This window comes from Bradyrhizobium sp. Pha-3 (assembly GCF_042258615.1).
GTDB lineage: Bacteria > Pseudomonadota > Alphaproteobacteria > Rhizobiales > Xanthobacteraceae > Bradyrhizobium.
On record NZ_CP170152.1, the window covers coordinates 8,278,709 to 8,304,289 of the forward strand.

The 25,581-nt window shown below is 65.3% G+C and carries 31 protein-coding genes; 16 read left to right on the plus strand and 15 right to left on the minus strand.

Annotated elements, in window-relative coordinates; translation table 11 throughout:
- Nucleotides 1-107: 107 nt before the first annotated feature.
- From ACE10Z_RS38685 to ACE10Z_RS38705, 5 genes are all read left to right on the plus strand, one after another.
- Nucleotides 108-716, plus strand: coding sequence for a TetR/AcrR family transcriptional regulator (locus ACE10Z_RS38685; protein ID WP_375785376.1), 609 nt, complete (start codon nucleotides 108-110; stop codon nucleotides 714-716).
- Nucleotides 717-946: 230 nt separating this feature from the next.
- The gene (locus ACE10Z_RS38690; RefSeq protein ID WP_375785377.1) at nucleotides 947-1,156 is read left to right on the plus strand and encodes a cold-shock protein; all 210 of its coding nucleotides are present in this window, start codon (nucleotides 947-949) and stop codon (nucleotides 1,154-1,156) included.
- Between the two features lie 232 nt (nucleotides 1,157-1,388).
- The gene (locus ACE10Z_RS38695) at nucleotides 1,389-2,507 is read left to right on the plus strand and encodes an acyl-CoA desaturase (protein WP_375790028.1); all 1,119 of its coding nucleotides are present in this window, start codon (nucleotides 1,389-1,391) and stop codon (nucleotides 2,505-2,507) included.
- 43 nt (nucleotides 2,508-2,550) lie between these two features.
- Complete coding sequence (locus ACE10Z_RS38700; protein WP_375785378.1) at nucleotides 2,551-2,718, plus strand: hypothetical protein; 168 nt, start codon at nucleotides 2,551-2,553, stop codon at nucleotides 2,716-2,718.
- 90 nt (nucleotides 2,719-2,808) lie between these two features.
- Entirely contained in the window at nucleotides 2,809-3,045 is a 237-nt protein-coding gene (locus ACE10Z_RS38705; protein ID WP_229167215.1) for a hypothetical protein, read from the plus strand.
- 24 nt (nucleotides 3,046-3,069) lie between these two features.
- On the opposite strand, the gene ACE10Z_RS38710 is transcribed toward ACE10Z_RS38705, so the two are convergent.
- Nucleotides 3,070-3,441 carry a cupin domain-containing protein gene (locus tag ACE10Z_RS38710; RefSeq protein WP_375785379.1) on the minus strand — a complete coding sequence of 124 codons (372 nt, stop codon included), beginning with the start codon at nucleotides 3,439-3,441 and terminating at the stop codon, nucleotides 3,070-3,072.
- 195 nt (nucleotides 3,442-3,636) lie between these two features.
- Between ACE10Z_RS38710 and ACE10Z_RS38715 the strand changes: the two genes are divergently transcribed.
- A complete protein-coding gene (locus ACE10Z_RS38715; protein WP_375785380.1) occupies nucleotides 3,637-4,035 on the plus strand; it encodes a hypothetical protein in 399 nt (132 codons plus the stop codon).
- Between the two features lie 311 nt (nucleotides 4,036-4,346).
- On the opposite strand, the gene ACE10Z_RS38720 is transcribed toward ACE10Z_RS38715, so the two are convergent.
- From ACE10Z_RS38720 to ACE10Z_RS38735, 4 genes are all read right to left on the minus strand, one after another.
- Nucleotides 4,347-5,171, minus strand: a complete 825-nt coding sequence (locus ACE10Z_RS38720; protein ID WP_375785381.1) for a molybdenum storage protein subunit alpha — start codon at nucleotides 5,169-5,171, stop codon at nucleotides 4,347-4,349.
- 14 nt (nucleotides 5,172-5,185) lie between these two features.
- Nucleotides 5,186-5,998 carry a uridine kinase gene (locus ACE10Z_RS38725; protein WP_375785382.1) on the minus strand — a complete coding sequence of 271 codons (813 nt, stop codon included), beginning with the start codon at nucleotides 5,996-5,998 and terminating at the stop codon, nucleotides 5,186-5,188.
- A 187-nt stretch (nucleotides 5,999-6,185) separates the two neighbouring features.
- The gene (locus ACE10Z_RS38730; RefSeq protein ID WP_375785383.1) at nucleotides 6,186-7,490 is read right to left on the minus strand and encodes an ATP-binding protein; all 1,305 of its coding nucleotides are present in this window, start codon (nucleotides 7,488-7,490) and stop codon (nucleotides 6,186-6,188) included.
- Entirely contained in the window at nucleotides 7,487-8,149 is a 663-nt protein-coding gene (locus tag ACE10Z_RS38735) for a response regulator transcription factor (RefSeq protein ID WP_223967209.1), read from the minus strand. The genes ACE10Z_RS38730 and ACE10Z_RS38735 overlap by 4 nt, the downstream gene beginning before the upstream one ends.
- A 234-nt stretch (nucleotides 8,150-8,383) precedes the next feature.
- Here ACE10Z_RS38735 and ACE10Z_RS38740 point away from each other — a divergent pair, with 234 nt between their 5' ends.
- The 3 genes from ACE10Z_RS38740 (at nucleotide 8,384) to ACE10Z_RS38750 (ending at nucleotide 10,467) form a co-directional block, all read left to right on the plus strand.
- Nucleotides 8,384-9,169, plus strand: coding sequence for a hypothetical protein (locus ACE10Z_RS38740; protein ID WP_375785384.1), 786 nt, complete (start codon nucleotides 8,384-8,386; stop codon nucleotides 9,167-9,169).
- Nucleotides 9,170-9,226: 57 nt separating this feature from the next.
- Nucleotides 9,227-9,625 carry a hypothetical protein gene (locus tag ACE10Z_RS38745; protein WP_375785385.1) on the plus strand — a complete coding sequence of 133 codons (399 nt, stop codon included), beginning with the start codon at nucleotides 9,227-9,229 and terminating at the stop codon, nucleotides 9,623-9,625.
- A gap of 71 nt (nucleotides 9,626-9,696) precedes the next feature.
- Nucleotides 9,697-10,467 carry a hypothetical protein gene (locus tag ACE10Z_RS38750; protein ID WP_375785386.1) on the plus strand — a complete coding sequence of 257 codons (771 nt, stop codon included), beginning with the start codon at nucleotides 9,697-9,699 and terminating at the stop codon, nucleotides 10,465-10,467.
- A gap of 90 nt (nucleotides 10,468-10,557) precedes the next feature.
- Here the strand turns inward: ACE10Z_RS38750 and ACE10Z_RS38755 are convergent, their stop codons facing one another.
- Complete coding sequence (locus tag ACE10Z_RS38755) at nucleotides 10,558-11,541, minus strand: zinc-dependent alcohol dehydrogenase family protein (protein WP_375785387.1); 984 nt, start codon at nucleotides 11,539-11,541, stop codon at nucleotides 10,558-10,560.
- Between the two features lie 125 nt (nucleotides 11,542-11,666).
- Here ACE10Z_RS38755 and ACE10Z_RS38760 point away from each other — a divergent pair, with 125 nt between their 5' ends.
- Both ACE10Z_RS38760 and ACE10Z_RS38765 read left to right on the plus strand, forming a co-directional pair.
- Entirely contained in the window at nucleotides 11,667-12,242 is a 576-nt protein-coding gene (locus tag ACE10Z_RS38760) for a TetR/AcrR family transcriptional regulator (protein ID WP_375785388.1), read from the plus strand.
- A gap of 131 nt (nucleotides 12,243-12,373) precedes the next feature.
- Nucleotides 12,374-12,727, plus strand: a complete 354-nt coding sequence (locus ACE10Z_RS38765; RefSeq protein ID WP_375785389.1) for a hypothetical protein — start codon at nucleotides 12,374-12,376, stop codon at nucleotides 12,725-12,727.
- 39 nt (nucleotides 12,728-12,766) lie between these two features.
- Here ACE10Z_RS38765 and ACE10Z_RS38770 read toward each other — a convergent pair whose 3' ends face one another.
- The 5 genes from ACE10Z_RS38770 to ACE10Z_RS38790 form a co-directional block, all read right to left on the minus strand.
- Complete coding sequence (locus ACE10Z_RS38770; RefSeq protein ID WP_375785390.1) at nucleotides 12,767-14,842, minus strand: pyridoxamine 5'-phosphate oxidase family protein; 2,076 nt, start codon at nucleotides 14,840-14,842, stop codon at nucleotides 12,767-12,769.
- Between the two features lie 60 nt (nucleotides 14,843-14,902).
- Nucleotides 14,903-15,520, minus strand: a complete 618-nt coding sequence (locus ACE10Z_RS38775) for a glutathione S-transferase family protein (RefSeq protein ID WP_375785391.1) — start codon at nucleotides 15,518-15,520, stop codon at nucleotides 14,903-14,905.
- Between the two features lie 158 nt (nucleotides 15,521-15,678).
- Nucleotides 15,679-16,092: a Rieske (2Fe-2S) protein gene (locus ACE10Z_RS38780; protein WP_375785392.1), complete on the minus strand. Its 414-nt coding sequence runs from the start codon at nucleotides 16,090-16,092 to the stop codon at nucleotides 15,679-15,681.
- 7 nt (nucleotides 16,093-16,099) lie between these two features.
- The gene (locus ACE10Z_RS38785; protein ID WP_375785393.1) at nucleotides 16,100-17,212 is read right to left on the minus strand and encodes an amidohydrolase family protein; all 1,113 of its coding nucleotides are present in this window, start codon (nucleotides 17,210-17,212) and stop codon (nucleotides 16,100-16,102) included.
- A 202-nt stretch (nucleotides 17,213-17,414) separates the two neighbouring features.
- Complete coding sequence (locus ACE10Z_RS38790; RefSeq protein WP_375785394.1) at nucleotides 17,415-18,479, minus strand: amidohydrolase family protein; 1,065 nt, start codon at nucleotides 18,477-18,479, stop codon at nucleotides 17,415-17,417.
- A 271-nt stretch (nucleotides 18,480-18,750) separates the two neighbouring features.
- Between ACE10Z_RS38790 and ACE10Z_RS38795 the strand changes: the two genes are divergently transcribed.
- Entirely contained in the window at nucleotides 18,751-19,230 is a 480-nt protein-coding gene (locus tag ACE10Z_RS38795; protein ID WP_375785395.1) for a hypothetical protein, read from the plus strand.
- 217 nt (nucleotides 19,231-19,447) lie between these two features.
- Here ACE10Z_RS38795 and ACE10Z_RS38800 read toward each other — a convergent pair whose 3' ends face one another.
- Complete coding sequence (locus ACE10Z_RS38800; protein ID WP_375785396.1) at nucleotides 19,448-20,158, minus strand: DJ-1/PfpI family protein; 711 nt, start codon at nucleotides 20,156-20,158, stop codon at nucleotides 19,448-19,450.
- A gap of 75 nt (nucleotides 20,159-20,233) precedes the next feature.
- Here ACE10Z_RS38800 and ACE10Z_RS38805 point away from each other — a divergent pair, with 75 nt between their 5' ends.
- A complete protein-coding gene (locus tag ACE10Z_RS38805) occupies nucleotides 20,234-21,229 on the plus strand; it encodes a GlxA family transcriptional regulator (protein WP_375785397.1) in 996 nt (331 codons plus the stop codon).
- 236 nt (nucleotides 21,230-21,465) lie between these two features.
- Here ACE10Z_RS38805 and ACE10Z_RS38810 read toward each other — a convergent pair whose 3' ends face one another.
- Nucleotides 21,466-22,014: a carboxymuconolactone decarboxylase family protein gene (locus tag ACE10Z_RS38810; RefSeq protein ID WP_375785398.1), complete on the minus strand. Its 549-nt coding sequence runs from the start codon at nucleotides 22,012-22,014 to the stop codon at nucleotides 21,466-21,468.
- Between the two features lie 194 nt (nucleotides 22,015-22,208).
- Nucleotides 22,209-23,123, minus strand: a complete 915-nt coding sequence (locus tag ACE10Z_RS38815; RefSeq protein ID WP_375790029.1) for a LysR family transcriptional regulator — start codon at nucleotides 23,121-23,123, stop codon at nucleotides 22,209-22,211.
- Nucleotides 23,124-23,239: 116 nt separating this feature from the next.
- Here ACE10Z_RS38815 and ACE10Z_RS38820 point away from each other — a divergent pair, with 116 nt between their 5' ends.
- The 3 genes from ACE10Z_RS38820 to rnk all read left to right on the plus strand — a co-directional run bounded on the left by ACE10Z_RS38820 (nucleotide 23,240) and on the right by rnk (nucleotide 25,039).
- Nucleotides 23,240-23,806, plus strand: coding sequence for a chromate transporter (locus ACE10Z_RS38820; RefSeq protein WP_375785399.1), 567 nt, complete (start codon nucleotides 23,240-23,242; stop codon nucleotides 23,804-23,806).
- The gene (locus ACE10Z_RS38825) at nucleotides 23,803-24,333 is read left to right on the plus strand and encodes a chromate transporter (protein ID WP_212313814.1); all 531 of its coding nucleotides are present in this window, start codon (nucleotides 23,803-23,805) and stop codon (nucleotides 24,331-24,333) included. Before ACE10Z_RS38820 ends, ACE10Z_RS38825 begins: the two co-directional genes overlap by 4 nt.
- Nucleotides 24,334-24,619: 286 nt before the next feature.
- A complete protein-coding gene (gene rnk, locus ACE10Z_RS38830; RefSeq protein ID WP_375785400.1) occupies nucleotides 24,620-25,039 on the plus strand; it encodes a nucleoside diphosphate kinase regulator in 420 nt (139 codons plus the stop codon).
- 260 nt (nucleotides 25,040-25,299) lie between these two features.
- On the opposite strand, the gene ACE10Z_RS38835 is transcribed toward rnk, so the two are convergent.
- Nucleotides 25,300-25,494: a hypothetical protein gene (locus tag ACE10Z_RS38835; RefSeq protein WP_375785401.1), complete on the minus strand. Its 195-nt coding sequence runs from the start codon at nucleotides 25,492-25,494 to the stop codon at nucleotides 25,300-25,302.
- Nucleotides 25,495-25,581 lie beyond the last annotated feature (87 nt).

A 25,581-nucleotide genomic window follows, 5' to 3' on the forward strand; every position in this document is an offset into this window, starting at 1 on the left:
TACTCCCTGTTATGAGCATCGCTCATGAATATCTTCTACCACATAATGAGCACTGCTCAAGAATTATTTGAGCGACGCTCACGTATTCGGTTAACGACGGGTGAAACATGTCCAAGGCATTGGAACGACGAGCGAAACTGCGCGAAGCGCTGATCGAGGCGGCGGAACGGGCGATTGCGGCAAAGGGTCTCGGCGGCCTGAAAACCCGCGAACTGGCCCAGGAAATCGGGGTCGCCAATGGCGGCGTCTACAATCTGGTCGAGGACGTCGACGAGCTGATCCTGCGCGTCGGCTCGCGTACGCTGGCCCGGCTCGACGCTTCGCTGTCGCTGGCCGAGATCGGCGGCGCGGCGGCGCCGCGCGAGATGCTGGTGCGGATTGCGGTCGCCTATTGCGACTTCGCCGCCGACAATCTCGAACTGTGGCGCGCACTGTTCGAGCATCGCATGCAGCCCGGCAAGCCGGTGCCGGAATGGGCGATCACCGAGCAGATGGAACTGTTCCGCCACATCTACAAGCCGCTCGCCGCACTGTTTCCGCAGCGCTCGCCGGCGCAGCTCGGCGTCACCGCGCGCAGCCTGTTCTCCGCCGTGCATGGCATGGTCGCGCTCGGGCTCGAGCACAAGCTGATCGCGGTGCCGATCGGGGCACTGCGCAGCGAGATCTCGACCTTGACGCGCGCGATGGTCGACGGCCTGACGGCGAAGAAGGATTAGGCCGCCTGGCCCCAGGGGGCGCAGCGGTCGAGGTCAGAAAAGGGGGCAAGGCCACTTGCGGAATAGCCGGACCGTAGCTATCTACCTCGGATCGAGTTTCGGCCGAACGACTTGGCCTCGCCGCTGATAGCGTGCCTGACTGACGACCCTCACCCCCTGAACTTCGAATTAGCCTGCTGCGCCCTCGGGTGCGGCTCCAAACACGCATCTATACCAAAGGACGATGTTCCATGAGCATGGGAACTGTGAAGTGGTTTAACGGCCAGAAGGGTTTCGGCTTCATTCAGCCGGACGACGGCGGCCAGGACGTTTTCGTTCATATCAGCGCTGTCGAACGCGCCGGCATGAGCACCCTCAACGAGGGGCAGAAGATCTCCTTTGAGATCGTTGCAGACCGCCGGACCGGCAAATCTGCTGCGGACAATCTGCGCGCGGTGTAAGCTGCGACAATTAGCCATGCTGCTTTGACCACGGATGAACTGGCAAAGCCTCTGGTTACCCGACCCCGCGACTGGTCACCCGGCCGCGGGGTTCGCTTTATCAACACCGCGCGCAAGGCCCGCCAGGACCAGGACTTGAACCGTCTGCCGGCAAAGCGGCCTGCGCATCGAAGCAGCTGAGGTCGCGAGCGTGTCCACCAAGATCGATCCAGCTCCGCAGCACGACGACATCATGTACCCGCAGGTGCTCCCGTTCGTGCTGGTCCATTTGGGGTGTCTGGCGGCGATCTGGTCGGGCGTCTCATGGCCGGCGATTGCAATTTGCGTCGCGCTGTATTGGCTGCGCATGTTTGCCATCACGGCCGGGTATCATCGCTACTTCTCGCATCGGGCTTATTCGACCAGCCGGGCGTTTCAATTCATCCTCGCATTCCTTGCCCAGAGCAGCGCCCAGAAGAGCGTCCTGTGGTGGGCTGCGAAACATCGACATCACCATCTTCATTCCGATACTGAGCAGGATGTGCATTCACCCCGGCACAAAGGCTTCGTGTACAGTCATCTCGGCTGGATCTTCTATCGACAGCACGATGCGACCGATCTGACGAAGGTTGCGGATTTTGCGGCGTATCCGGAGTTGATGTGGCTGCACAAATTCGAGGTCTTGCCGGCGGTCGCGGTCGCAGTCCTGTGCTTCCTCATTGCCGGGTGGCCAGGGCTGCTGGCCGGTTTCTTCTGGAGCACCGTGCTGGTCTATCACGCGACGTTCTGCATCAACTCCCTCGCACATGTTCACGGACGCAAGCGATATGTGACGGGCGACGACTCCCGCAACAATTGGCTGCTGGCTCTGGTTACGATGGGCGAGGGTTGGCACAACAATCACCACGCCTATCAAAGCAGCGCGCGGCAAGGCTTCCGCTGGTGGGAGATTGATGCGACCTATTACGTCCTGGTGGCCCTGTCCTGGCTCGGTATTGTCTGGGATCTGAAGGCGCCGCCCGCGCAGGTTCTCCGCAACGAGCAGCGCCTGGGATCGCGTGTGATCAAGCGGACGGCTGAGCAGCTTGCCGGCCGTTTCAACCCCGAACACATTGCGCAGGCGATCAAATCCTCAATCCACGAAACCGGATTGTCGGTGCGGGACGCGCTTTTCCTGTTGCAGCATCGTGCCGATTTGCATCTGCCCAGCATGCCGACGCGCGAGCAGCTCTTGGCTGAAGCCCAGGCCATGTTTGCGAAGACGCCATCGTTGGACGACATCGTCGACCGTGCACACGAACTCCTGGTGGAATCGGTTTGCTTCCTTCTGGCCGTTCCGCCGCCGGTGGCCGCCGTAAACCCGAAAGCTTGAGGCAGCGGTAGCATTTTGCCTCGGGCATCCCCATATAAAGTCAATGAGCAACTGGCAAAAACCGAGCAAGCGCGAACCACCCAAGACCAAGGCAGAATTGCGCGAGATGCTGACCGAGGCCGTGCGTAACACGCCGAGCCCGGACCAGGTGTCGAAGCAGCGCCCGGTAAAAGCCAAAAAGACCGCGGCTGGTGCCGCCGACCTCGATTAAGCCCCACGCACCACCCGACCGGATCGCCCGCCCCGGGATACGACCGAATTCCATTCGCGACGAGCGCGAAGAATTTCGTGAAGGAGCAGCATGCGCAAGCTTCCCAAGCCCACCGAACAAGAGATCAATGAGGGACCCCAAGCGGTGTCTTTTCAGATTGCGAACGGAAACGCGCGGCAGGACTGCATCCTGCAAACCACATTCCCGACGAAGATGCAGGCGCACAAATATCTGCTTGCGAATTGGCCGACCTTCGAAAAGATGGCTCGCGATGCCCTCGCGGCGGGGACCATTGAAGGCGGCCAGATCAAGCTCGCGATGATCTGAACAGCCCGCGGAAACACCCAGACCTCACGGCTCCACCGTGTAGGCGCGCCCGGGTTCGAGCGCATAGATCGTCAGAAAGCGCAGCGGCCGTTCCGGGTCGCAATTGCGAAACAGCGTGTGCGGAACATCCGCCCGATCCTGCAAGGTCTCGCCTGCCCGATATCGTCGTGGCGCCTCGTCGCCATAGGCGGACTCGGCAACACCTTCGACGATGAAGATCACGCCGCCGACCGGATGCCGGTGCAGCGGAGCAACTCCGCCGGGCGGATAGGTCACCTCGGCAACGACAAGCTCGCGCTGATCGCCGGGCAGTTGCAGACGCTCGAGGGTCTTGCGCGTGACGCCGGCAAACCCGGCCTGCCGGGCGTTTGCCGGCCCCTCGTTGCTTTCAGCCATTGGAACCCTTTCGCGTCTCGCGCACGATTGTGTTCGGATCACATCGCAGAGCGATGACTATGGGGGCGCCGCAACGGCGCAACAAGGTGCCCGGACCATTTCTATCCGTGCAACACATCTGGGCTGAAGTCCTTGCCACCCCTGCCCCGGCGTTGCAGGATTCGGTTGCCGAAAACCTTCAGCAGTGGGCCTTGCATGAGAACGAGCATTATTGCGACGCGATTGTCGGGAGCGGCCGCCCTGGCGTTCATCCTTGCGGCATCAAGTGTCACGCCGGCGTCGTCGGCGCAGGCCGTGCAGGAATGCTCGATGTCGGTGACGCTGGCGGATTGGGGCGAGAATTCGACCGGCGATATCGACCTCGCGGCAGGCGAAAGCTGCCAGATCCCGATCGGGATCCGCGGCACGGTGACGGACTCGTCGATCTCGCAGAAACCGGCCTATGGCAAACTGAAGAAGATCAACGCATCGACCTTCGAGTACAGGGCGAAGGCCAAGTACAAGGGCAGCGATACGTTTGCCATCAAGGCAACTGGTCAGGGACCGAAGGCGTCCGGCACCTCGGTCATCACCGTGCACGCCACGATCAAGTAGTCGATTTCGAGACATCGCAGATAGCTTATCGCGCGCCGGACATACGGCGCGCGACCACCTAGCGCAAAAGGGCGCTAGGGTGTGGTAAGATTAGTTGAGTTGAAACGGCATCGAATCTTCACCTCTCCTTTGGGAGAGGTCGATTTGCGCAGCAAATCGGGTGAGGGGTTACGGTCTATCGAGAGGGCAAGAGCCCTCACCCGGATTGCACTGGACGATGCTTCGCATCGCCAGGCGCAATCCGACCTCTCCCCGGCGGGGAGAGGTGAACCGAAATCGCCGCGGGCCGATTCAACCAAATCTCATCCTGCTCACGCCGGCCGCGCGCCGGTGCGGATGATCGACCCGACATGCTGACCGCGCAGCGCCGCGGTGAGCCGGCCGGGGACCAGGCCATTCACGACCTGCACGCGTTCGATGTGCCGTGCATTGGCCATCACTTCGAGCAGCGCGGGATCGAACGGCAATGTCCCCTTCAGCTTGGCAAGATCGGCGAAGCTCGTCTCACGCAGCAGCTGGGCCTTCTTGCCGTCGGGACCATTCGGATCGTCGCTGTACACGCCGTCGACGTCCTCGACGATGGTGAGGCCGGCGGCGCCGAGCGCATCGGCGATCAGGAATGCACCGGTGTCGGCGCGATGCAACGGGATGCGCGAGGCCGGGAATTCATGATGGTGATACGGCGGAAACGCGCTGCCCACCACCGCGCGGGCCGCGGAGAGATGGATCGCAAGCTGGCTCGCGATGGTCGGATGCTCGATATAGGACACGCCCTCCGGCGCGAGCAGACAGCCGAGAATGTGGCCATTCTGGCCGGCCTCGCTCGCGGCCAGCGGCGCCAGCGAGCCGACCGGCAGACCGAGGTCGAGGCCGACGCTGTAGAGATGGCGGGCGCGGATGCCGGCGCCGGTCAGGATCAGCATGCGGTGCTCGGGCAGCAGCGAGCGCAGCTCGTCGACAACAGGCAGGATCGCCTCATGGCCGCGATCCATGATCGAGCGGCCGCCGATCTTCACCACCTGCACCCAGGGCAGCAGCGGGATCGGGCGTCCGCCGGCGACGGGACGGGTGAGATCGCTGTCGAGCAGGGTCTGGCGCGCGAGCGGCGAAGCGACGTGCTTGATGGTGTCATCCATGGTCGTGTCCCTGCTCAGTTCGCGGTGATGATGGTGCCGACATGCTCGCCCGCGAGCGCGCGGGTGAGATTGCCGGGGACGAGGCCATTGACGACCTGCACCTGGCGGACATGACGCGCGGTGGCGAGCAGATCGAGCACCGGGAATTCGAGGATCGAATCCTGCAATCCCTTGGCTTTCATCTCGGCGACCGAGATCTTCGGAATGAAAGTGGCGCTCTTCGACGTCTTGGGGTTCGCGGTGTAGAGGCCGTTTTCGTCCTTCACATAGATCATCGACTTGCAGCCGAACTGTTCGGCGACCAGGAAGCATCCGGCGTCGGTGCGGTAGGGCGGGATCATGCCCTCGGCTGCGGGCCGCATCCACAGCCCGTAAGGCGGCATGCCGCTGAAGATCACCGCGTTCACCTCGGCGAGATAGAGCGGCACGGCCGAGAGGCCGGCGCCGCTGACCGCGGAGATGCCGTGCTTGGCGAGCAGTTGGCCGAGCATCACCGCGTTCTGATCGGCAACCGAGGCGCCGAGCTGCGAGAGCACGCCGGCCGGCAGCCGAAGCCCGGCCGCGATCGAGTAGAGATGGCGGGCGCGGGTGCCCGCGCCGGTCCCGATCAGCATCTTGTGCGCCTTGCGGGCAGCGACGATCTCGTCGACCAGCGGATAGACCGCGGCGCGGCCGCGGTCGATGACGCTCTGGCCGCCGATCTTGATCACCGCCGCATCCGGCAGGATCCGGAAGTTCGACGCCGCCTCCGCCGTCGCCAGGAGCTGCGGATCGGTCAGCGACCGCTGCATCAGGAGCGCTTCAAGCTCCGCCGTCGTGCTTGTCATGAGAAACGTCCTTCCTCCAATGCACCTGGCATTGCTTCCGTCGGCCCCGCGACTTCCGAACCGGTCTCCCCCGGCGGCTCGCAAGGCCCGCATCCGAACTGCACTGGTAGCGATAGTCCGGGCGGGTCTCAAGATGCAATGGCGATGATGCCGCGCATCCGGCACGCATTTTGCCGACCGGCTCGCCTCACCGATCGGTCGCCGGCAGCTTGACGGTCACGCGCAGGCCCGAACGTCCGGCACCGGTCACATTTTCGAACAGAACCGAACCGGCGGCATGATCGACGATGCGCTTCACGATCGAGAGCCCGAGCCCGGCGCCCTCTCCGCTCGGCTGACCGCCGCGGAAGAACGGCTCGCCGATCCGCGCCAGATCCTGCGGCGTAACGCCCGGTCCGGAGTCCTCGATCTGGATGACGGCCATTCCGTCCTCCCTGGCGACGGCAAGATCGACAGCCCCTCCGTTGGGCGTGAACTTGATTGCGTTCTCGACCAGGTTCCGGACCGCCGAGATCAGGGACAGCTCGTCACCGTTCACCGCGACCACCTCGACCGTCGTGAAACCGAGATCGATGTTGCGCGCTGCCGCCTCAGGCAGCAGATCGGCGACGACGCCTTTTGCGATCTTGTCCAGCTCCACCGATACACGCGCGGTGGATGGCGCAGCGTCCTGACGCGCCAGCGCCAGGAGTTGCTCGAGCAGATGCTTGGTGCGCCGCATGCCGCTCTTCAACGCATCGAGCCGGTCGCGCGTCTCCGCCGGCATGTCGAGGGAAGCGAGATTTTCCGCCTGCAGGCTGAGCGCGGTGACCGGCGTTCGAAGTTCATGGGCCGCGTCGGCGATGAAACGCCGCTGCTGGTCCATCATGATGCGTACCCGGCTCAGCAACCCGTTGATCGAGCCAAGGAACGGCTGCAGCTCGCTCGGCGCGCCCGTCGCCGGCAGCGCACCGACGTCATCCACCCTGCTCGCATCGAGATCGCCGGCGAGGCGCAACATCGGCCGGAACGATCGCGCGATCACGAATGCCGTCATCAGCAAAAGGCACGGCACCAGCGCGCCGATCGGCAACAGCGTGCGCACGGCCATATCGCCCGCGATCTCGGTGCGGATCTCGGTCTGTTGCGTCACCGCGAAGCGGCTGCCGTCCGGCCGGGTCCGAAGCAGCGCGCGGACCGGCTGGCTGTGATAGACATCGTTGTGCAGCCCATCCGTCAGCCCCCAAAGCCGGCGATCGTCGGCGGAGCCGCGCGGCACCTCACCGAGCTCGACGACGGCGACCTCGGCTTCCGCATCGATGCCGGTGACCGGGCGGCTTTGCCGGATCGGAGCGCTGAGCGCGAAGCTGCCGATCTGGATCAGGACGGAGTCCTGCATCTCGATCGCTTCGCTGTAGGCCCATCTATAGGCCAGGAGTCCGCCGACGGCGCCCGTCAACAGGATGATCGCGGTGAGTCCGACGAACAGGCGTCCGCGCAGCGATCTCATCATCTCGAACGATCCACCATCCACCCGACGCCGCGCACGTTCCTGATCGCCGCGGCACCGAGTTTTCTGCGCACGGCGTGAATCAGGAACTCGACCGCGTTGCTCTCGACCTCCTCGCGCCAGCCGTAGATCTGGCGTTCGAGCTCGGCACGGGACAGGATCGTCCCCGGCCGCGCCAGCAGCGCCTGCAGCAGGGCGAATTCGCGTGCGCTGAGCACGGCTTTTTCTTCGCAGAAAGTGGCTTCCCGCGTGGCCGGGTCGAGATGAAGCTCGCCGTTCGTCAGCACCGGCGGCGCCCCGCTACCCTCGCGCCGCAGCACGGCGCGCATGCGCGCCAGCAACTCGGCGATCTCGAACGGCTTGACCAGGTAATCGTCGGCGCCGAGATCGAGCCCCCGGATGCGATCGTTCAGCGCATCGCGAGCGGTGAGAATGATCACGGGAAGGCGCGAGGCGCGCTCCCGGATCGCCTTGAGAACATCGAGACCGTCAGTCAATGGCAGGCCGAGATCGAGCAGCGCAATGTCGTAGGTCTCGCTGCGGCTGGCTTCGATGGCGAGATCGCCATTGCGCACCCAGTCGACCGCATAGGCGGCATCCCGCAGCGCCTCGACGACGGCGGCGCCGATCATCCTGTCGTCCTCCACCACGAGCACCCGCATCGCCCGGCAATCCATCCCGATCCGCACCGGGAGTACGCCCGGCAAACTGCGTCGCACCGATCAACCGGCGACGCTTCCGCGATCATATCAGCTTCCACTTAGCCGCAACTTAGGGGCTTTCGGCGTCCAAATGGCGGCCGCTCCGCCCACCTAAGCCGGGGCTAAGTCTCGCCGTGCACGCTCGCTTTCGAACCCGGCGGAACCGCCGCCCCTGTCAAAGTGGAGCTTCACACCATGCTGGATATCAGACCCATCGGCCGCAGCATGCTGAACAAGGTCCCCGAAGTCACCCTCGTCTTCTGGCTGATCAAGATCATGTCGACCACGGTCGGCGAGACCGGCGCCGATTACCTTGCCGTGCATGTCGGCCTTGGCACCAGTGTGACCGGCCTGCTGATGATTACGCTGCTTGCCGCGGTGCTGGCCATCCAGCTGCGGATGGACCGCTACGTGCCGTGGGTCTACTGGCTGACGGTCGTGCTCGTCAGCATCGTCGGAACGCAGATCACCGATGCGCTGACCGACAAGCTCGAGATCAGCCTTTACGTCAGTACGGCCGCCTTCGCGATCGCTTTGGCCGCGACCTTCGCGATCTGGTTTTCGGTCGAGCGGACGCTGTCGATCCACAGCATCGTGACCAAACGGCGCGAATTGTTCTACTGGGCCGCGATCCTCTTCACATTCGCGCTCGGCACGGCGGCGGGCGATCTTGCGACCGAAGCGCTGGGCCTTGGCTTCAACGTCGGGGTGGTCGCGTTCGCGGCACTGATCGCGGCGATCGCGGCAGCTTACGCACTCGGCGCCAACGCGGTGCTGACCTTCTGGCTCGCCTACATCCTGACGCGTCCGCTCGGCGCATCATTCGGCGACCTCTTGTCCCAGGCCCATGAGTACGGCGGCCTTGGCTTCGGCACGATCTACACCAGCCTGGCCTTCCTGACGGTGATCGTCGCGCTGGTCGCCTGGCTGTCGTTCGAAGGCGACGCCGGCGGAAAACCCGAGGCGTCGCCCGGCGCGTGAATTCGACATGCGTCTCGACGGACACCCATCGAAGCCCCTCACAAAGGAGAACCACCCATGAACAAGACGACACTCGGCCTTGCGACGGCGATTGTTGCGCTCGCAGTCATCCAGCCGCTCCCCGATGCCAACGCAGGCCTCAGGCTGCTGCCGCACACGCAGACGGCCGCCACGAGGCTCGGCGACCTGGCGCCATTTCGCAGCATCGCCGCCGATGTCGCGGCACTGGTCGACAAGGGTGACCTGGCCGGCGCCAAGACGCGGATCAAGGATCTCGAGACCAAATGGGACGAAGCGGAAGCCGGATTGAAGCCGCGCGCGGCTACTGACTGGCACACGGTCGACAAGGCGATCGATCGCGCGCTCGAGGCGGTGCGTGAGACCAGTCCGGATGCCGCCAAGTGCAAGAAGGCGCTCGCCGAGCTGCTGTCGATCATGGACTCGATGAAGGCCTGATCCATCCATCATTTCGACCAACGCCGGCGGCATTGTCCGCCGGCGACCCGGCCTCCCGGAGTGAAGAACCCATGGAATTATTATTGCGCGACACCGCCACGGATGACCGCGCGGGAAAAGTCCCCGCCGTCACGCTCGGCTTCTGGGTCATCAAGATTCTCGCCACGACGCTCGGCGAGACCGGCGGCGACGCCGTCACGATGTCGATGAATCTCGGCTATCTCGTCGGCACCGCGATCTTCGCGGTCATCTTCGCTGCTGCCGTCGCCGCGCAGATGGCAGCGAAGCGCTTTCATCCGCTGCTTTACTGGACCGTGATCATCGCGACGACGACCGTCGGCACGACATTTGCCGACTTCGTCGATCGATCGCTCGGAATCGGATATCTCGGCGGCTCATCGCTGCTCGCAGGCCTGCTCGTTATGTCCCTTGTTGCATGGCATCGCACCATGGGAACGGTCTCGATCGAGTCGATCGACAACAAGGCGGCCGAAACCTTCTACTGGATCACGATCCTGTTCTCGCAGACGCTGGGCACCGCGCTCGGCGACTGGATGGCCGACTCCACCGGCCTCGGCTATGGCGGCGGCGCGGTCGTGTTCGCCGCCGGCATCGCGATCGTTGCCGCCGCCTATCTCTGGACCAGAGTGTCGCACACGGTGCTGTTCTGGATCGCGTTCGTCCTGACCAGGCCGCTCGGCGCCACCGTCGGCGATTTCCTCGACAAGCCGCTCGATCACGGCGGCCTTGCGCTCAGCCGCTACACGGCATCGATCGCTCTCGCCGCTGCGATCGCGGCACTGGTCTTCATCCTGCCGCAGCGGGCGGGAGAGCACGCGTGAATGGCGTGCCCGGTCCCGGGCTCCCGGCATGCTCCCTGAGCTTCGATAGAGAACCGGCTCACCTCAAACAGGATCTGCTCGAACTGTCGATCAGGTCTTGTTCGGCGTGAAGATGACCTTGCCCTTGAATGCTGCCGCCTTCGCGATGGCCTCCGGGAATCCCTCGAGGCCATAGCTCTCGACCACCGGCGCGCTGATCGCGCCTGATGCGACCATCGGCACGAGATGGTCGTACATCCTGGCCAGGGCTTCATCGGTTGCAGTCTTGCCCCAATGGCCGAGCCAGAAGCCGCGGATGGACACCTCGTTGAAGATCACGCTCAAGGCCGAGCCGGAGAACGGCTGTCCGCTCATCGCGCTGTAGATGACGAGCACCGCCTTCGGCGCCAGGCAGTTCATCAGGTTTAAAGCTGATGTGCCGCCAACGACGTCGAGCGCCAACAGGATCGGTGCCCCGCCGGTCTCCTTGGCGACGCGCTTGGCCAGATCCGGTCCGTCGACCAGCACGATATCGCCGCCGACCGACTTGACCTCGTCGATGACGTCCTCGCGCCGGACCACGTTGACGGTCTTCAGCCCGAGCGACTTGGCAACCGCGATCACCGCCCGCGCCGTCGCTGAATTGGCGCCGTTCTGGATCACCCAGCCGCCGTGCGGGATCTTCACGAAATCGGTCAGCAGCAGATAGGCGGTCGCCGGATTGACCGCGATCATCGAGAGTTGCCGGACGTCGGCTTTCTCAGGCAACGGCCGCTGCCAGGACGCCGTGAACTTGACGCGTTCGGTCCAGGTCGGGACCGTGAACGGGATCAGCGTGCGGTCGCCGGCCTTCAGGTTCTTGACCTGCGATCCCGCGGCAACCACCCGCCCGACGCCCTCGATCCCGAGCGTGGCCGGCGGCGTCGGCAAATAGCCGTAGCGCCCCGCGATGATCATGAAATCCGAATTATTGATCGGCGCAGCCTCCACCGCGACCACGACCTCGTTGGGGCCCGGACTGCCGACATCGGGCACCTCGTTGAGCTTGACCACATCCTGAGCACGTCCGAACGCAACGACCTGAACAGCCTTCATGGCATCATCTCCCGGTTTCGTTGTGTACTACTAAGTACAAAATATGGATGGCGTCAATGGTCCCGACCGCCTTCACGGCAAGGTGAAGGCTTCACATCCGACGCGGGAGTACATAAAAGAGCGGTATGGCAAGGCCGCGCAGCTTCGATCCGGACGACGTCCTGGAAATCGCCCGTCAGGTATTCTGGCAGAAGGGTTTCCAGGCGACCTCGCTCGACGAGATCACGGCGGCGAGCGGCGTCGCCAAGCCCAGCCTCTACGCGGCCTTCGGCGACAAGAACGCGCTGTTCCTCAAGGTGCTGGACCGCTATCACGACGGCATCCTGGGCTGGGCCGAGCGCGTGCTGGCACAGCCTGTGCCCGCCCGTGAGGCGATCAGGCAGTGGCTCACCGGCTTCATCCCCTATTGCTCGGGCGAGAAGGGACAGCGCGGCTGCCTGTCGATCAATTCCGCGACCGACGGCTCGCTCGACCAGGCCGAGCTCCGCAGGAGCATCGAGCGCTACAACCGGCGGCTCGAAGAGCTGTTGCGCACGCGGCTGCGCACCGACCGCGCCCAGTTCGGCAAAGGCTTTGATCCCGACACCACCGCGCACACCATCATGGTGGTGCATGCCGGCCTGCTGGCGCTCGCGCACCAGAGGCCGGATTCGAAGCGGGTGAAGGCCGTGATCGACCAGGTGATGGGCCTGCTCGCCTGAACTTGCCGGCTCCGGCGGTACACTGCGCCCTCGCATGAATGTGAATATATGACTGACATCATCTTATTGATGCCGCGCGGGCGATGACCATGTCCGGATTGGCTGCTGGGCCTTTCCGGATCTGGGATCAGATGAACAAACCGTTTTGGCGTGCGATGCTTTTTGCCACCGGCTTGCTGGCGCTGCCGGCGATCGGCCCAGCGCAAGCCCATGATCACCAGCATCCCGAGTTGAACGGCTGGTACGAGAGCCTGCACAGCGGCAAGGGACCCTGCTGCGACGGCAGCGACGCGCAGCGCGTCGATGATGCCGACTGGGACACCAGGGACGGTCACTATCGCGTCCGCCTCGAGGGTGAATGGGTCGACGTTCCCGACGAGGCCGTCGTCGCCGGACCGAACCGCGCCGGCCGCACCATGGTCTGGCCGTATTACCTCGATGGCCATCCGCGGCCGCGCTGCTTCATGCCGGGCAGCATGGGCTGAACGTCAGCGAAGACGGCGCGCGTCGACGAACTCGGCTGATCAAAGATCCAGTTGGACCCGGTCCTCGCCGTCGCCATCCGGCTTCGCCGGCACGGCGCAGCAGATCAGTACCTCGTCACCGGCGACTTCGGCAGTCGGCTCCTTCAGATAGGTCACGGCGCCTGCCAGCAATCGGGTTCGGCAGCTTCCGCAATTGCCTTCCCGGCAACTGAACGCGGGGCTGAGGCCGCGCGCCTCCGCCAGTTCGAGCAGCGTTCCCGACTCCGGCGTCCAGCGCGCTTCTTTCATCGATGCGGTGAAGGCGACCGGGACCGGCGCGGTCGCAGCCGGCCGGCGCGGCGGCACTGTTGTGGCCACGTCCGGCTTCCGCACCAGCGACGATGGACCGAACGCCTCGGCGTGAATCCTGCCGTCGGCAATGTTGTAGCCGCGCAGGGCGTCATAGAGCGATTGGGTGAATTGCGGCGGCCCGCACAGATAGAAGTCGTAATCGTTGAACGGCAGAAGGCGCGACAGCAGCGCCATGTCGATCCGCCCCGCGGCGTCGTAGTCGACACCCTGCTCGGCGCCATCGACGTCACCGAGGACGCGGATGATCCTGACTGCGCCGCCTGCGGCATCGACCAATTGCTGCAATTCATCGCCGAACGCGCGGTCCTGCCTGGCACGCGCGGCCTGGAACAGGAAGGTCGGCCGGATGCCGCGGGTGCGCAGCCCTTCATAAACCACGTGGCGCAGCATCGCGAGCATCGGCGTGATGCCGACGCCGCCGGCGAGCAGCACCGCGGGCCGCTTCTCGCGCGCATCGATCGTAAAGCCGCCGCTCGGCGCCCGCGCCTCGATGACGTCGCCGAGATGGATATTCTCGTGGAGATGCCGCGACACCAGCCCGTCGCGCTTCACGCTGATGCGGTAGATGCCGTCCGATGGTGCGACCGACAGTGTGTAGGTGCGAATGACCGGCTTGTCGAAGCCCGGCAATGCGAGACGGATCGGCAGATGCTGTCCGGCCTGGTGCGGAAGCAGCCCCGCGCCGTCGTCCGGCTGCAGATGAAACGAACGGATCGAGCGGCTCTCGTCGACGATCCTGGTGACCCTGAACGGGCGCCATTGCGTGGCACGCTCCGCCGCGCGGAGCCGGTCGGCGGCCTGCGCCCAGTCGCCGGTCATCAGCGCATTCGGCGACCAACCTTCAGCCCGGAACGCCCAGCGCAGCGGCAGCGCGCCGCGCCTGCGCACCACGCGGCGGGCACGGAAGCGCCAGAGCCGTTCGGCACCCTGAAACGCCGCGATCTCCGGCGAGTCCAGGATCACCTCGGCGTCACCCGTCAGCTGCAGCATGTCGCCGCTTTCGAAATCGACGAACAGCAGCCCGGCCTTGCCGTTGACGAAGATGTTGCCGAGCGTGTTGAAGAACAGGTTGCCGGCGAAATCGGGGATCGTCAGCGTGCCGTCGGCGGCGACACGAACGAAACCTGCCTTGCCGCCGCGATGCGAGACGTCGACCTGGCGACGGTCCTCGCGCTCGGCATAGGACGCCACGAAGAACGTATCCGCCGCCGCGATCATCTCGCGCGCGGCCTGATCGAGCGTCGTGCCCTGCTCGACATCTCCGGTGAAAGCTGCGTCCGGCTCGCGCACAAAGGCGAAATCGCGCAGCTGGATGTATTGCGGACAATTGCCAAAGCTCTGATCGAGCTCGAAGCTGAGCGCCTTGCCTGACGACGCACGGAGCAGCCCGTTGGCACGGTTGCGACGCCGCGTGTGCAATTCTATGCCCAACAATCCGATCGCATCGCCCTCGCGCATGCCGTCGCTGACGGGATCGCTGGGGTCGGGCCGCGCATCGATCTCGAGGCTGCGCGGCGTCGGCGAGGCGATAAAGCCGGGCCGGCCGGCCAGCAGCGAGGCCCACACGTCGCCGCTCCGGTCGACGCTGCCGACCACGATGAAGGGGATCTGCGCGAAGAAATCGCGATGCTGGTCGGGCATGAAGTCCCGCACGGCGCGCTGGCCGACGGCCGCCATCTTCTCGGCGACGCCGACCTTGTGCTGGATCGCGATCTCGCCGGCATGCCAGGTCGCGAGCTTGCTCTTGGTCCGCCTGTCGCTCATCGCATCGCCCTCCCTTGCGGGGTTGGACGGGCGCGCCCGCGGGCACGCCCGATCCACCTGTCACGCAGCCGCCGCCAGGCCGGCGCGCGTCTTGGCAAAGGGCACGAAGCCCGGCAGCGCCTCGATCCGGCGCAGGAATGCATTGACGCGCGGATAGGCGGAGAGATCGACGTTGCCTTCGGGCGCGCTCGACAGATAGCTGTAGAGCGCCACATCGGCGATCGTCGGCTGCGCGCCGACCAGCCACTCGCGATCGGCAAGATGGGCTTCGAGCCGCTTCAGCAGAACATGCGCGCGAGCGATCACGTCGTCCGGATTGAACTTCGCGCTGAACACCGTGATCAGCCGCGCCGCGGCGGGCCCGAACGCGAGATCGCCTGCGGCAACCGACAGCCAGCGCTGCACGGCGGCGGCGCCCTTCGCATCCTGTGGCAGCCAGTCGGTGCGGCCGAGCTTGGTCGCGAGGTAGACCAGGATCGCGTTGGAGTCCGCAATAATGGTGCCGTCATCGTCGAGCACCGGCACCTGGCCGAACGGATTGAGCGCGAGGAATTGCGCCGTCTTGTGCGCCCCGGACCTGAGGTCGACGTCGACGACCTCGTGCGGAATTCCGAGCAAGGACATGAACAGGCGGGCGCGGTGCGCATGGCCGGAGAGAGCGAAGTGATAGAGCTTCATGGTGCCGTTCCTGATGTCGTGGACGGGATTATCCCGACCGAGACCTCAAGGTGGCCCATTGCATTGGATATTATAATTATCGCCGATGGAACTTCATTATTGCAGATATCGCAATAACGCCCATCATGGTGGGGCACAACGAAATTCGCGGCAGCCCGTCACACCTCGACAATCACGTAATTGTCCTCGATGTGCACCGGGAACGTCTCGGCGACATACGGCCCCTTCTGCAAGTCCGCGCCGCTTTCGACCGCGACCGGATAGGAGCGGATCCTGAATCGCTTGGGGTCGAACCAGGACTGGCCGTTGCGCATGTCGAATTCCCAGCCGTGCCACGGACAGCGCAGCATCTCGCCGACACGGTCGCGCTGATAGATGCCGGGCTCCGGCGACGTCAGGCGCGCCACGCAGGCCGCCTTCTCCAGCGGTGCGCCTTCATGCGGACAGCGATTGAGCAGTGCGAAGAACTCACCATTGACATGGAACACGACGATGTCGCGGCCCTCGAGGCCGAACACCTTGTTGCCGCCGGCCGGAATCTCACTGGTGCGCGCGACGATGTGACGGGCCATTGCAATCCTAGAACTTGTAAACCGCGCGGGCGTTGCTGTTGAAGATCTTGCGCCGCTCGGCGTCCGTCAGCGGCGTCTTGAAGGCGTAGCGCGCGTCGTCATAGTCCCAGTGCGGATAGTCCGACGAGAACAGCAGCCGGTCGATCCCGACCCATTCGATCAGCTGGCGCAGGTGCTTGGCTTCATCCGGCTCGTCGATCGGCTGGGTCGTGAACCAGAAATGCTGCTTCACATATTCGCTCGGCCTGCGCTTCAGATGCGGCACCTCGCTGCGGAAGCGTTCGAAATGCTGGTCCATCCGCCACATCGTCGCGGGGATCCAGCCGAAGCCGCCCTCGATGAACACGATCTTCAGTTTCGGGAAGCGCTCCGGAACGCCTTCCAGCACGAGGCTCGTGAGGTTCGAGGCCACCGTGTGCGCGTTCGACTGATGCTCCTCGCAATAATAGGACGGCCAGCCGCCGCCGGTCGGCGCATGCCCGCCATAGCCGCCGACATGGATGCCGAGCGGCAGATCGAGCTCTTGCGCGCGCTCGTAGATCGGCCAGTAGCGGCGGCGGCCGAGCGGTTCGTTGGCGCGCGGCGAGACGTTGATCTGGATGTATTCGCCGGTCTTCGCGCAGCGGTCGATCTCGGCGAGGCCGAGGTCGGAGCCGTCCTGCCCGACCAGGATCGAGGCCTTCAGGCGCGGATCGCGATGCGCCCAGAACGCCAGCTGCCAGTCGTTGATGGCGCGCTGGATCGCGGCGCCGAATTCCAGGTTCTGCTGCGAGAAGATGAAGAGGTCGAGCACCTGCAGGATGCCGAACTCGACATCGAACGGATCGAGGTGCTGCTTGCGCATGAAATCGAGATCGGAACCGGGCACGCCGCCGGTCGGCGGCCACGCATCGCGCCGCGCGATCAGCGGCGAGGAGCGCGGATACGGCGTGGTGCCGATATAGGGCGTGCGCAGATGGCTGCCATATTCCTTCAGATGCTGCTGCCAGCGCTTCGGCAGAAACTCGTTGAGATCGCTGTGCGCATGAATGCTCGGATGGATGTCGCAATCGATGATCTTGAGCCGCGTTGCGGCGGTGGTCTCCTGGTCGAGCATCGGGCGGTCGATGACGTCACTCATGCGATCCTCCATTGAATTGAGCCGGTGTGGCCGTCACCTCTCCCCATCGGGGAGAGGTCGGATTGCATCGCCAGATGCAATCCGGGTGAGGGCCTTACGGTCCCTCGTGAGACCCGCGCCCCCTCACCCGGCGCTGCGCGCCGACCTCTCCCCGCTGGGGAGAGGTATGAGACCGCCGATGTCGCGTCGAGCTTCGTCATGGTCAGGCGTCGAGCTTCAGACGCGGGAACGTTTCAATCGGGTTGTCCTCGCACATCCGCCTGACGATGCTGTCAGGCAAATACGGCGGGACCGGATCGTCGCCGTCGAACTGCCAATGCGGATAGTCGGACGCGAACAGGAACATCTTGTCGGAGCCGATCTGGTCGATGATATCGGCGACGCCGGTTGCATCCATCGGCGCATCGAACGGCTGCATGGTGACGCGGAAATGGTCGCGGATGATCGCGGCCGGTTCGCGCTCCACCCACGGCACCTCGACACGCACGCCACGCCAGGTCTTGTTGGCGCGCCACATGAAGGCGGGCAGCCAGCTGACGCCCGACTCCATCAGCACGACCGTCAATCCGGGATACTTCCCGAACACACCCTCATAGATCAGGCTCAATGTCTGCGCCTGGAACGCCTGCGCTTCGGCAAGATAATATTCGTAGCGATAGGACGGCCAGCCGATCGAGCTCGGCGCGCCGCGATAGGCGCTGCCGGCATGGATCGCGAGCGGCAGTCTGTATTTCTCCGCAGCCTGATAGATCGGCCAATAGTGCCGCCGTCCGAGCAGCATCTCGCCTTGCGAGGGCACCAGTACCGAGACGAAGCGATGATCACCGGCACGGCGCTCGATCTCCTCGACCGCAAGATCCGGTGCCTGGATCGGCACCACGATCGAGGCGCGCAGCCGCGTGTCCCTGGCAAGCCACTCCGTCGCGATCCAGTCGTTGATCGCCTTGCAGAAGTCCGCCGCCATGTAGGGATCGAACACCGCCTGCGCGCCGTAGACGACATTGCAGATGGCGTGACTTGCACCGAGCTGGTCGAACGCGCCGCGCTGCACCATGGCGAGATCGCTGCCCGGCTTGCGGCCGTCGGCCGGCCGCCAGTCGGTACGGCCCGACAGCGGCATCGACGGCGGATAGGAATTGAGGTCGAGCCCGTCGATGGCGCGGCTGACCACCTGTTCCTTCCAGTGATCGCTGAGATAAGGCAGCAGCGTGGTGCGCGTTCCCCCCACCGCGGGATGGATGTCGCAGTCGATGCGCGTGGCCGCCATGGCGTTCCCCGGAGTGAGCGTCTTGTCTTGGTTGTTGGCGGCATCGCTGCCGCAGAGCGGACTGTGACGCCGATGGCGCGATCGTGCAAGCGGGTCCGCGCGGGGCCGCCCTGCCCTGTGCGCGCAGCGCCCTCACCTGAAGTTGCAGAATGGCATGTGAACGGCATCACCCATTCAATTCACAAGGCATGCTAGCGATTCCGCGCCGCGGAAAGCGCAGATACAGGAGACGGGAATGAGACTTGGAATGAGACCTGGAATGAGACCTGGAATGAGATTTGGCCGATTGACGATCCTCGCATGTTCATTGTCACTGGCTTCGTCTGCCGTGTCGGCCGCACCCGCGGCCACCTCCGGCTCGGTCGCGCTGGCGCTTGCCGGCGTGGTGGCGCCCTATTCCTCGCTGCCGGCCAGGGAGAAGAAGGCGGTCGCCGCGTTCTTTGGCGGCGACAGCAATGTCCGCATCACCAGGAAGATCACCGTCACCGCCGACAAGGTCGTCTGCCGCGCCAGCAATGTCGACATCACCTCGCGCTCCTGCGCGCTGACCTTCGGCAGCAGGACCCACACCGTGAAGGGCAGCGAGGCCAACGCGATCTACGCGACCGTGGCGCTCGCCGGCGTTCCCGGCGACGGAGCCGCCGGGACGATCTACGAGGCGCTGTCGAAATTGTCCTGCACGCTCGATCCCACCGTGATCAAGGACAAGGCCGGCGGCGGCGCCGACTGCAGCTTCGAGCCGGGGAATTAGTGCTACGAGCCCAGGTCGAATAGCGACCGCGCCGGTGCTGCACTCCCTCTCCCCGTTCTTACGGGGAGAGGGTTGGGGTGAGGGGCCCTCTCCGCGTATCCGATGACAGCTGCGTTTGCGGAGGCTCCCCCTCACCCGGAACGCATCTATCGATGCGTTCCGACCTCTCCCCGCACGCGGGGCGAGGTGACACCAAATCGTTCGGCAAAAGCCGGGCTCAGGCCCCCACGACGACGCCCAGCCTGGCGGCCACGCGGCGTGCGGTTTCTTCCCGCTGCGCCGTGATCGCGCGCACGGCCTCGCGCGACTGCTGCAGGATCTCGGCTGGCGCGGTCTCCGGCGTGCCGCTGTCGAACGGCGGCTCCGGCGCATACACCATATAGAGCTGGATCGCGCGCGCGGCATCGTCGCCGCGCAATTCGGCCGCGAGCCGCAATGCGCCATCGATGCCTGCCGTGACTCCGGCGGCAAAGACAAAGCTTCCGTCCACCACCACGCGTTGGTTCACGGGCGTCGCGCCGAAGAATGGCAGCAGATGAAACGACGCCCAATGCGTCGTCGCCCTGCGCCCCTTCAGAAGGCCGGCCGCTCCGCAGATCAGCGCGCCGGTGCAAACCGAGAAGATGCGGCATGCCCCCGCCGCCTGCCGGCTGATCCAGCCGAGCACTTCCGCGTCCTCCATCAAGGCTTGCTGACCGAAGCCGCCCGGCACATGCAGCACATCGAGCGGCGGCGCTTCGGCCAGCGTCGCATCCGGTGTCAGCCGCAATCCCTTGATGTCGCGGATGGGCTCGGCGGTCTTGCCGTAGATGCGGTAGGTCGAATTCGGAATCCGCGACAGCACCTCGAACGGCCCGGTCAAATCGATTTGATCGACGCCTTCGAACAGCAGTGATCCGATCCGCAAGTGGACATCGTGAGCAATCATCGAACTTCCCTCAGACTTCGCGTGAACTTTCCCTGCACTATGGACAAAGCGAATCTAGCGCGGCACGTTTCGGCGATGACGCCAACCAGCCCACGTTTCTCGCCAAACGGCCGCCGCCTGATCGAAGTGCTGGCTTACCCGGCGGTGCAACTGCTCGATGTCACCGGGCCGTTGCAGGTGTTCGCATCCGCCAACGCGCTGGCGGCCAGGGCCGGCAACGCCGAGCCTTATGAGGTCCGCATCGTCGCCAAGGACGGCCCCACGATCGACGCGTCGGCCGGCGTCGGGCTCGCGGTGCACCCGCTGCCCGCCGTCAGCACTGCGGTCGACACGCTGGTGATTCCGGGCGGCGACGGCGTCAACGCAGCGGCGGCCGATCGCGTCCTGGTGGACTGGGTGCGCGGACGCGCCGGGCAAGCGCGCCGCACCGCATCGGTCTGCACCGGTGCGTTCCTGCTCGCCGCATCGGGCGTTCTCGACGGCCGTCGTGCCGCGACCCACTGGCAATTCTGTTCGGAACTCGCCGAGCGTTTTCCCGATGTTCGCGTCGAGTCCGATCCGATCTTCGTGCGCGACGGATCGTTCTGGACGTCGGCCGGCGTCACGTCCGGCATCGATCTCGCGCTCGCCCTGTTGGAGGAGGACCTCGGCCGCGCGGCGGCGCTTGCCGTCGCCCGCTATCTCGTGGTGTTCTTCAAGCGGCCCGGCGGACAGGCGCAATTCAGCGAAATCCTGTCGCTGCAAACGACCGACGACAGGTTCGGCGCGCTGCATGACTGGATCAGCGGCCATCTGGCCGACGACCTCTCGCTTTCGACACTGGCGAAACAGGCCGGCATGAGCGAGCGCAGCTTCAGCCGGCACTACGCCGATGCAACCGGGTTGACGCCGGCACGCGCGATCGAGCGATTGCGGGTCGAGGGCGCCCGGCACTTGCTCTCGGAGACGCGCCTGCCGGTCAAGCGAATCTCGCAGCGCTGCGGCTTCGGGTCCGAGGAGACGATGCGCCGCAGCTTCCTGCGCGTGCTGTCGACCACACCGCAGGACTACCGTGCCAGATTTGCGCGCTGAGACATGATGACGTTAGCGAAGGACTCCGCTTTACCTCGCCCCGCCTGCGGGGAGAGGCATAGGCCGCCTTCGGCGGCCGTTCTCAGGAACGCCGAAGCAGAGCTTCGGCTACGACGCATCGCCAGATGCGTTCCGGGTGAGGGGGAGCCTCCGCGAACACAACTATCGCCGTATTCGCGGAGACGATCCCTCACCCCAACCCTCTCCCCGTAAGGACGGGGAGAGGGAGTGCAGCGTCAACCATTCCAGGCGTGCGCCTGCAACGCCGGCTCCAGCGGTGGATTGGTCACGCTGCCGGTGTAGTTGGTGATGGTCGACGCCGCCACGATGGTAATCACCTCGAGCACGAGGTCCTTGTAGAACCCGGCCGCCAGGAATCGTTCGATCTCCTCGTCGTCGAGCCGCCCGCGCTTTTCGATCAGCGACCTCGCCAGCGTTGAGAGCGCGCCGAGGGTCTTGTCGGCAGGCGAGCGGCCGGCACGCATCGCGTCGACATCCTGGGGATCGAGGCCGGCCTGCAGGCCGAGCGCGGAATGCAGCGCGACCGCCCAGGTGCAGCCGTTGGTCACCGCATCGGTGAGCAGTACGGTCTGGATCTGCTGCTCGGTGAAGCTGCCGCCGTGAACCTTGTCGAAGATGCCGATGAAGCTCTGGATCAGCACCGGTGACGTCGCCATCGTCGCCGCAAGGTTCGGGATCATGCCAAACCTCGCCTCGACGTCACGCAAGGCGGGCCTTGCGGCTTCCGGTGCGGAGTCGAGCGTATGGACAGGAAAACGTGCCATTGAACTGCCTTTCACTGTGGTGATTGAACCCGAGGCCGCCGGACGCAACCGAGTAGTTGCGATCGACGTGCCGGCATCGGAGTTCGATGGGAGCTATCTAGCCGCGCCCGGACGCGCGCGTTCGCCAAACTCCCCACATTCCACGCCAGCCGCAGGGCCTGCGTTGACGCGCAGCTGCGTCGCGCGACACGCCCTCAAACGGCGGCACGGTCCTTCACCCGCCGCGTCACGATCCCGAGCAGGCGGCCGAGCGTGCCGGCGGCAGGGCCCTTCTTGCGGGCCAGCGCGAGCGGCGCGACGAGACCCGTGGCGCGGTCGAGGCGGAGATAGGACACGCCTGCGGTCTCCAGCCGCGCCATCGATTCCGGCACGATCGAAATCCCGAGCCCGGCCGCAACGAGGCTCAGCGTCGACACCATCCGCGTCGCCTCTTGCGCCACTTTCGGGCTGAAGCCCGCCGCACGGCAGGCGGCGATGATGCTGTCGTAGAGGCCAGGCCCGGTCGGGCGGCGGTAGAGGATCAGCGGCTCGTCGGCGAGCGAGGCCAGCGAAATCCGCCGGCGCGGGTCCTTGCGGGCGCGTGGATGATGATCGGGCAACGCGACCAGCATCTCCTCGTCGAGCAGATGCGTGATCGTGAGGTTCTCCAGCCGCTCGCTCGGCGAACGCACGAATGCGGCATCGAGCCGGTCGGCCTCGACCGCCTCGATCAGCTCGCCGGTCGAGGCCTCTTCCAGCGAGAGCGTGATCGCCGGCGCGCGCTCGCGCATTTCGCGCATCACGCCGGTGACGAAGGGATGGAAGGCGGCCGACGAGGTGAAGCCGATCGCAAGCTGCCCCTCCTGGCCGCGGCTCGCGCGGCGCGCGGCTTCCACGGCGAGCTCGGTGTCGCGCAGGATCGCGCGCGCCTTGCCGACGAAAGCACGGCCGGCGGCGGTCAGCTCGACCCCGCGCGGCTGCCGGCGAAACAGCGGCGCGCCGATCGCGGCCTCCAGCGCGCGGATCTGCTGGCTCAGCGGCGGCTGCTGGATGCCGAGCCGCGCCGCGGCGCGGGTGATGTGGCCTTCCTCGGCGACCGCGACGGCATAGCGGAGATGGCGCAGCTCGATCATCAGGGCGATCCATATGCAATAGATATGCAAATTCCCGTATCCATATATTGGATATTTGGCACGCGGCCAACTAAAGTCAGGTCAACAACGAACGAACCGGAGCCGCCCTGCCGATGGACGCCGTACCCGCCGCACAGACCGCCAAGCATGACGCACCTGATGTCGGCGAGTTGTTCACGGGCTTCTTCATTCTCGGACTGACCGGTTTCGGCGGCGTGCTGCCTCTGGCGCGGCACATGATGGTGGAGAAACGCCGCTGGCTGACCGGCGCCGAGTTCACCGACCTGCTCGGGCTCTGCCAGTTCCTGCCCGGCGGCAACATCATCAACATGTCGGTGGCGGTCGGGCTGAAGTTCCGCGGCATTCCCGGCGCCCTTGCTTCGATCCTCGGCCTGATCGCGGTGCCGACCGCGGTCGTGATCGGCCTCGGCGTGATCTATGGCCGCTTCGCCGACGATCCGGTGGTGCGTCATTTGTTCGGCGGTCTCGCCGCCGCGGCAGCCGGGCTCCTGATCTCGACCGCAATCAAGATCGCCTGGCCGTTGCGGCGCGATGTGCTTGGGCTTGTCATCGGCGCGTTCTGCGTGCTCGCAATCGCGGTGTTCAGATTGCCGTTGCTGCCGACACTCTTGACGCTCGCGCCGCTCAGCATATTCCTCCGGTCGAGGCAGGCGTCATGACCGCAACCCTCGTTACGCTCGCCCTGATCTTCGCCGAGCTCTCGCTGCTCGCCTTCGGCGGCGGCAACACCATCCTGCCGGAGATGCAGCGCCAGGTGGTCGACATCCATCACTGGATGACGGCGCAGGAATTCGGCGCGCTGTTCGCGCTGGCGCAGGCCGCACCGGGGCCGAACATGATGGTGGTTCCGCTGGTCGGCTGGCATGTCGCCGGCTTCCCGGGCGTATTGGTGACGTCGCTCGCCAAGTTCGGGCCGTCGTCGCTCGTCACCGGCTTCGCGCTGCGGCTCTGGGAACGCTTCAAGGACCGGCCGTGGCGCCGCACGGTGCAGGCCGGGCTGGTTCCGGTCACCGCCGGCCTCGTCACCGCCAGCGCCATCGTCATCACCCATTCGTCGACCTCGAGCTGGGGCACCATCCTGATCGCGGCCATGGTCGCGATCGCGACCACCACGACCCGCATCCATCCGCTGCTCGCGCTCGCCGCCGGCGCGGTGCTCGGCCTCACCGGCATCGGCCAGCCCTGACACAAGGCCGTTGCGGCGACGGCGCGTGCGCGCTTTCGCCGCAATGGATGTGACGTCGCCAGCGGCTATGTTGATGGTGCCATGATCGACACCTTGAGCATCGACACCCGCATTGCGCGCCTCGGTTTGCGCGCTGGACGTCTGCACGCAGGCACTTAGCCGGCCGGCGATCGCGCGCCGTCCGGATTCTCGACATCGTCAAAATCATAACGCCATCAAATCATTCGGCTCGTCGCGTCGCGCGAGACATCCGCGCGCCGGCGATCAACCGCAAAGATCATCCGACATGACCCGAACCATTCAGAACGACTTTACCGCTCCTGCATTGCCGCCGATCGTGATCGCCGCGAGCGAGGCGCGTCGGCTCAGCGCGCTGGCCGATTCCAGCATGGCGGTGTTTCCCCGCGTGGCCCAGTTCCTCGCCCGCGAGACCGACCGGGCCCGGGTCGTCGCCGACGATTCCGAACTGCCCGACGTGGTCCGCATGGGCGCGCGCGTGCGCTACCGCGACGACGAGACCGGTGACGTCAGGGAAGTCGTGCTGGTGTACCCGCACGAAGCCGACATCGCGCTGCGGCGCATCTCGGTGCTGACGCCGGTCGGCGCCGCGCTGATCGGGCTTTCAGTCGGACAGACGATCGACTTCCAGACGCCGAGCCACCAGACGCGCGCGGTGACGATTCTGGCCGTGAAGCAGCAGAGCTAGCGGCCGACCTGTCAACGCTCCACGTAAGGGAGCCACCAGCGGCGGGGTTCCCTCTCCCCTTGTGGGAGAGGGGTGTCACACGACGGGCTCTCTCAATATTCATACGGAGCGATCGGCGTTGCGATATCGACACCCATGCCAATCATCTCGCCCGTGGCCACCCCTCTCCCCACCCTCTCCCGCAAGGGGAGAGGGAGCCTGACGAGCGTGCTCAGCTCACGTAAACAGGTCGCGCCACTCGAGCACTAGGTAAGCGCAACTCAAGCCGCCAAATGGCACTGCCCCATCTCGAGGCCGTGCCTGCGTCCGCGCGCGATGCCCTCGGCGATCGCCTTCACGACGATCTCGGCATCGTCGGGGGAAAGATGGTCGAGCGGCTGCCAGGCGCGCAGGATATCGCGCGCGCGGTCGAGGTCGCTATAGATTGCAAGGAGAGGAAGCGATTTGATCGGCATGTCCGTGGCTCCCAACCGCAACTGCGCGAGCCTACCTCACCTGGGTAGGCGGAGCCATGCGTTCGGCAGCCGCGATTGCACGCTTTG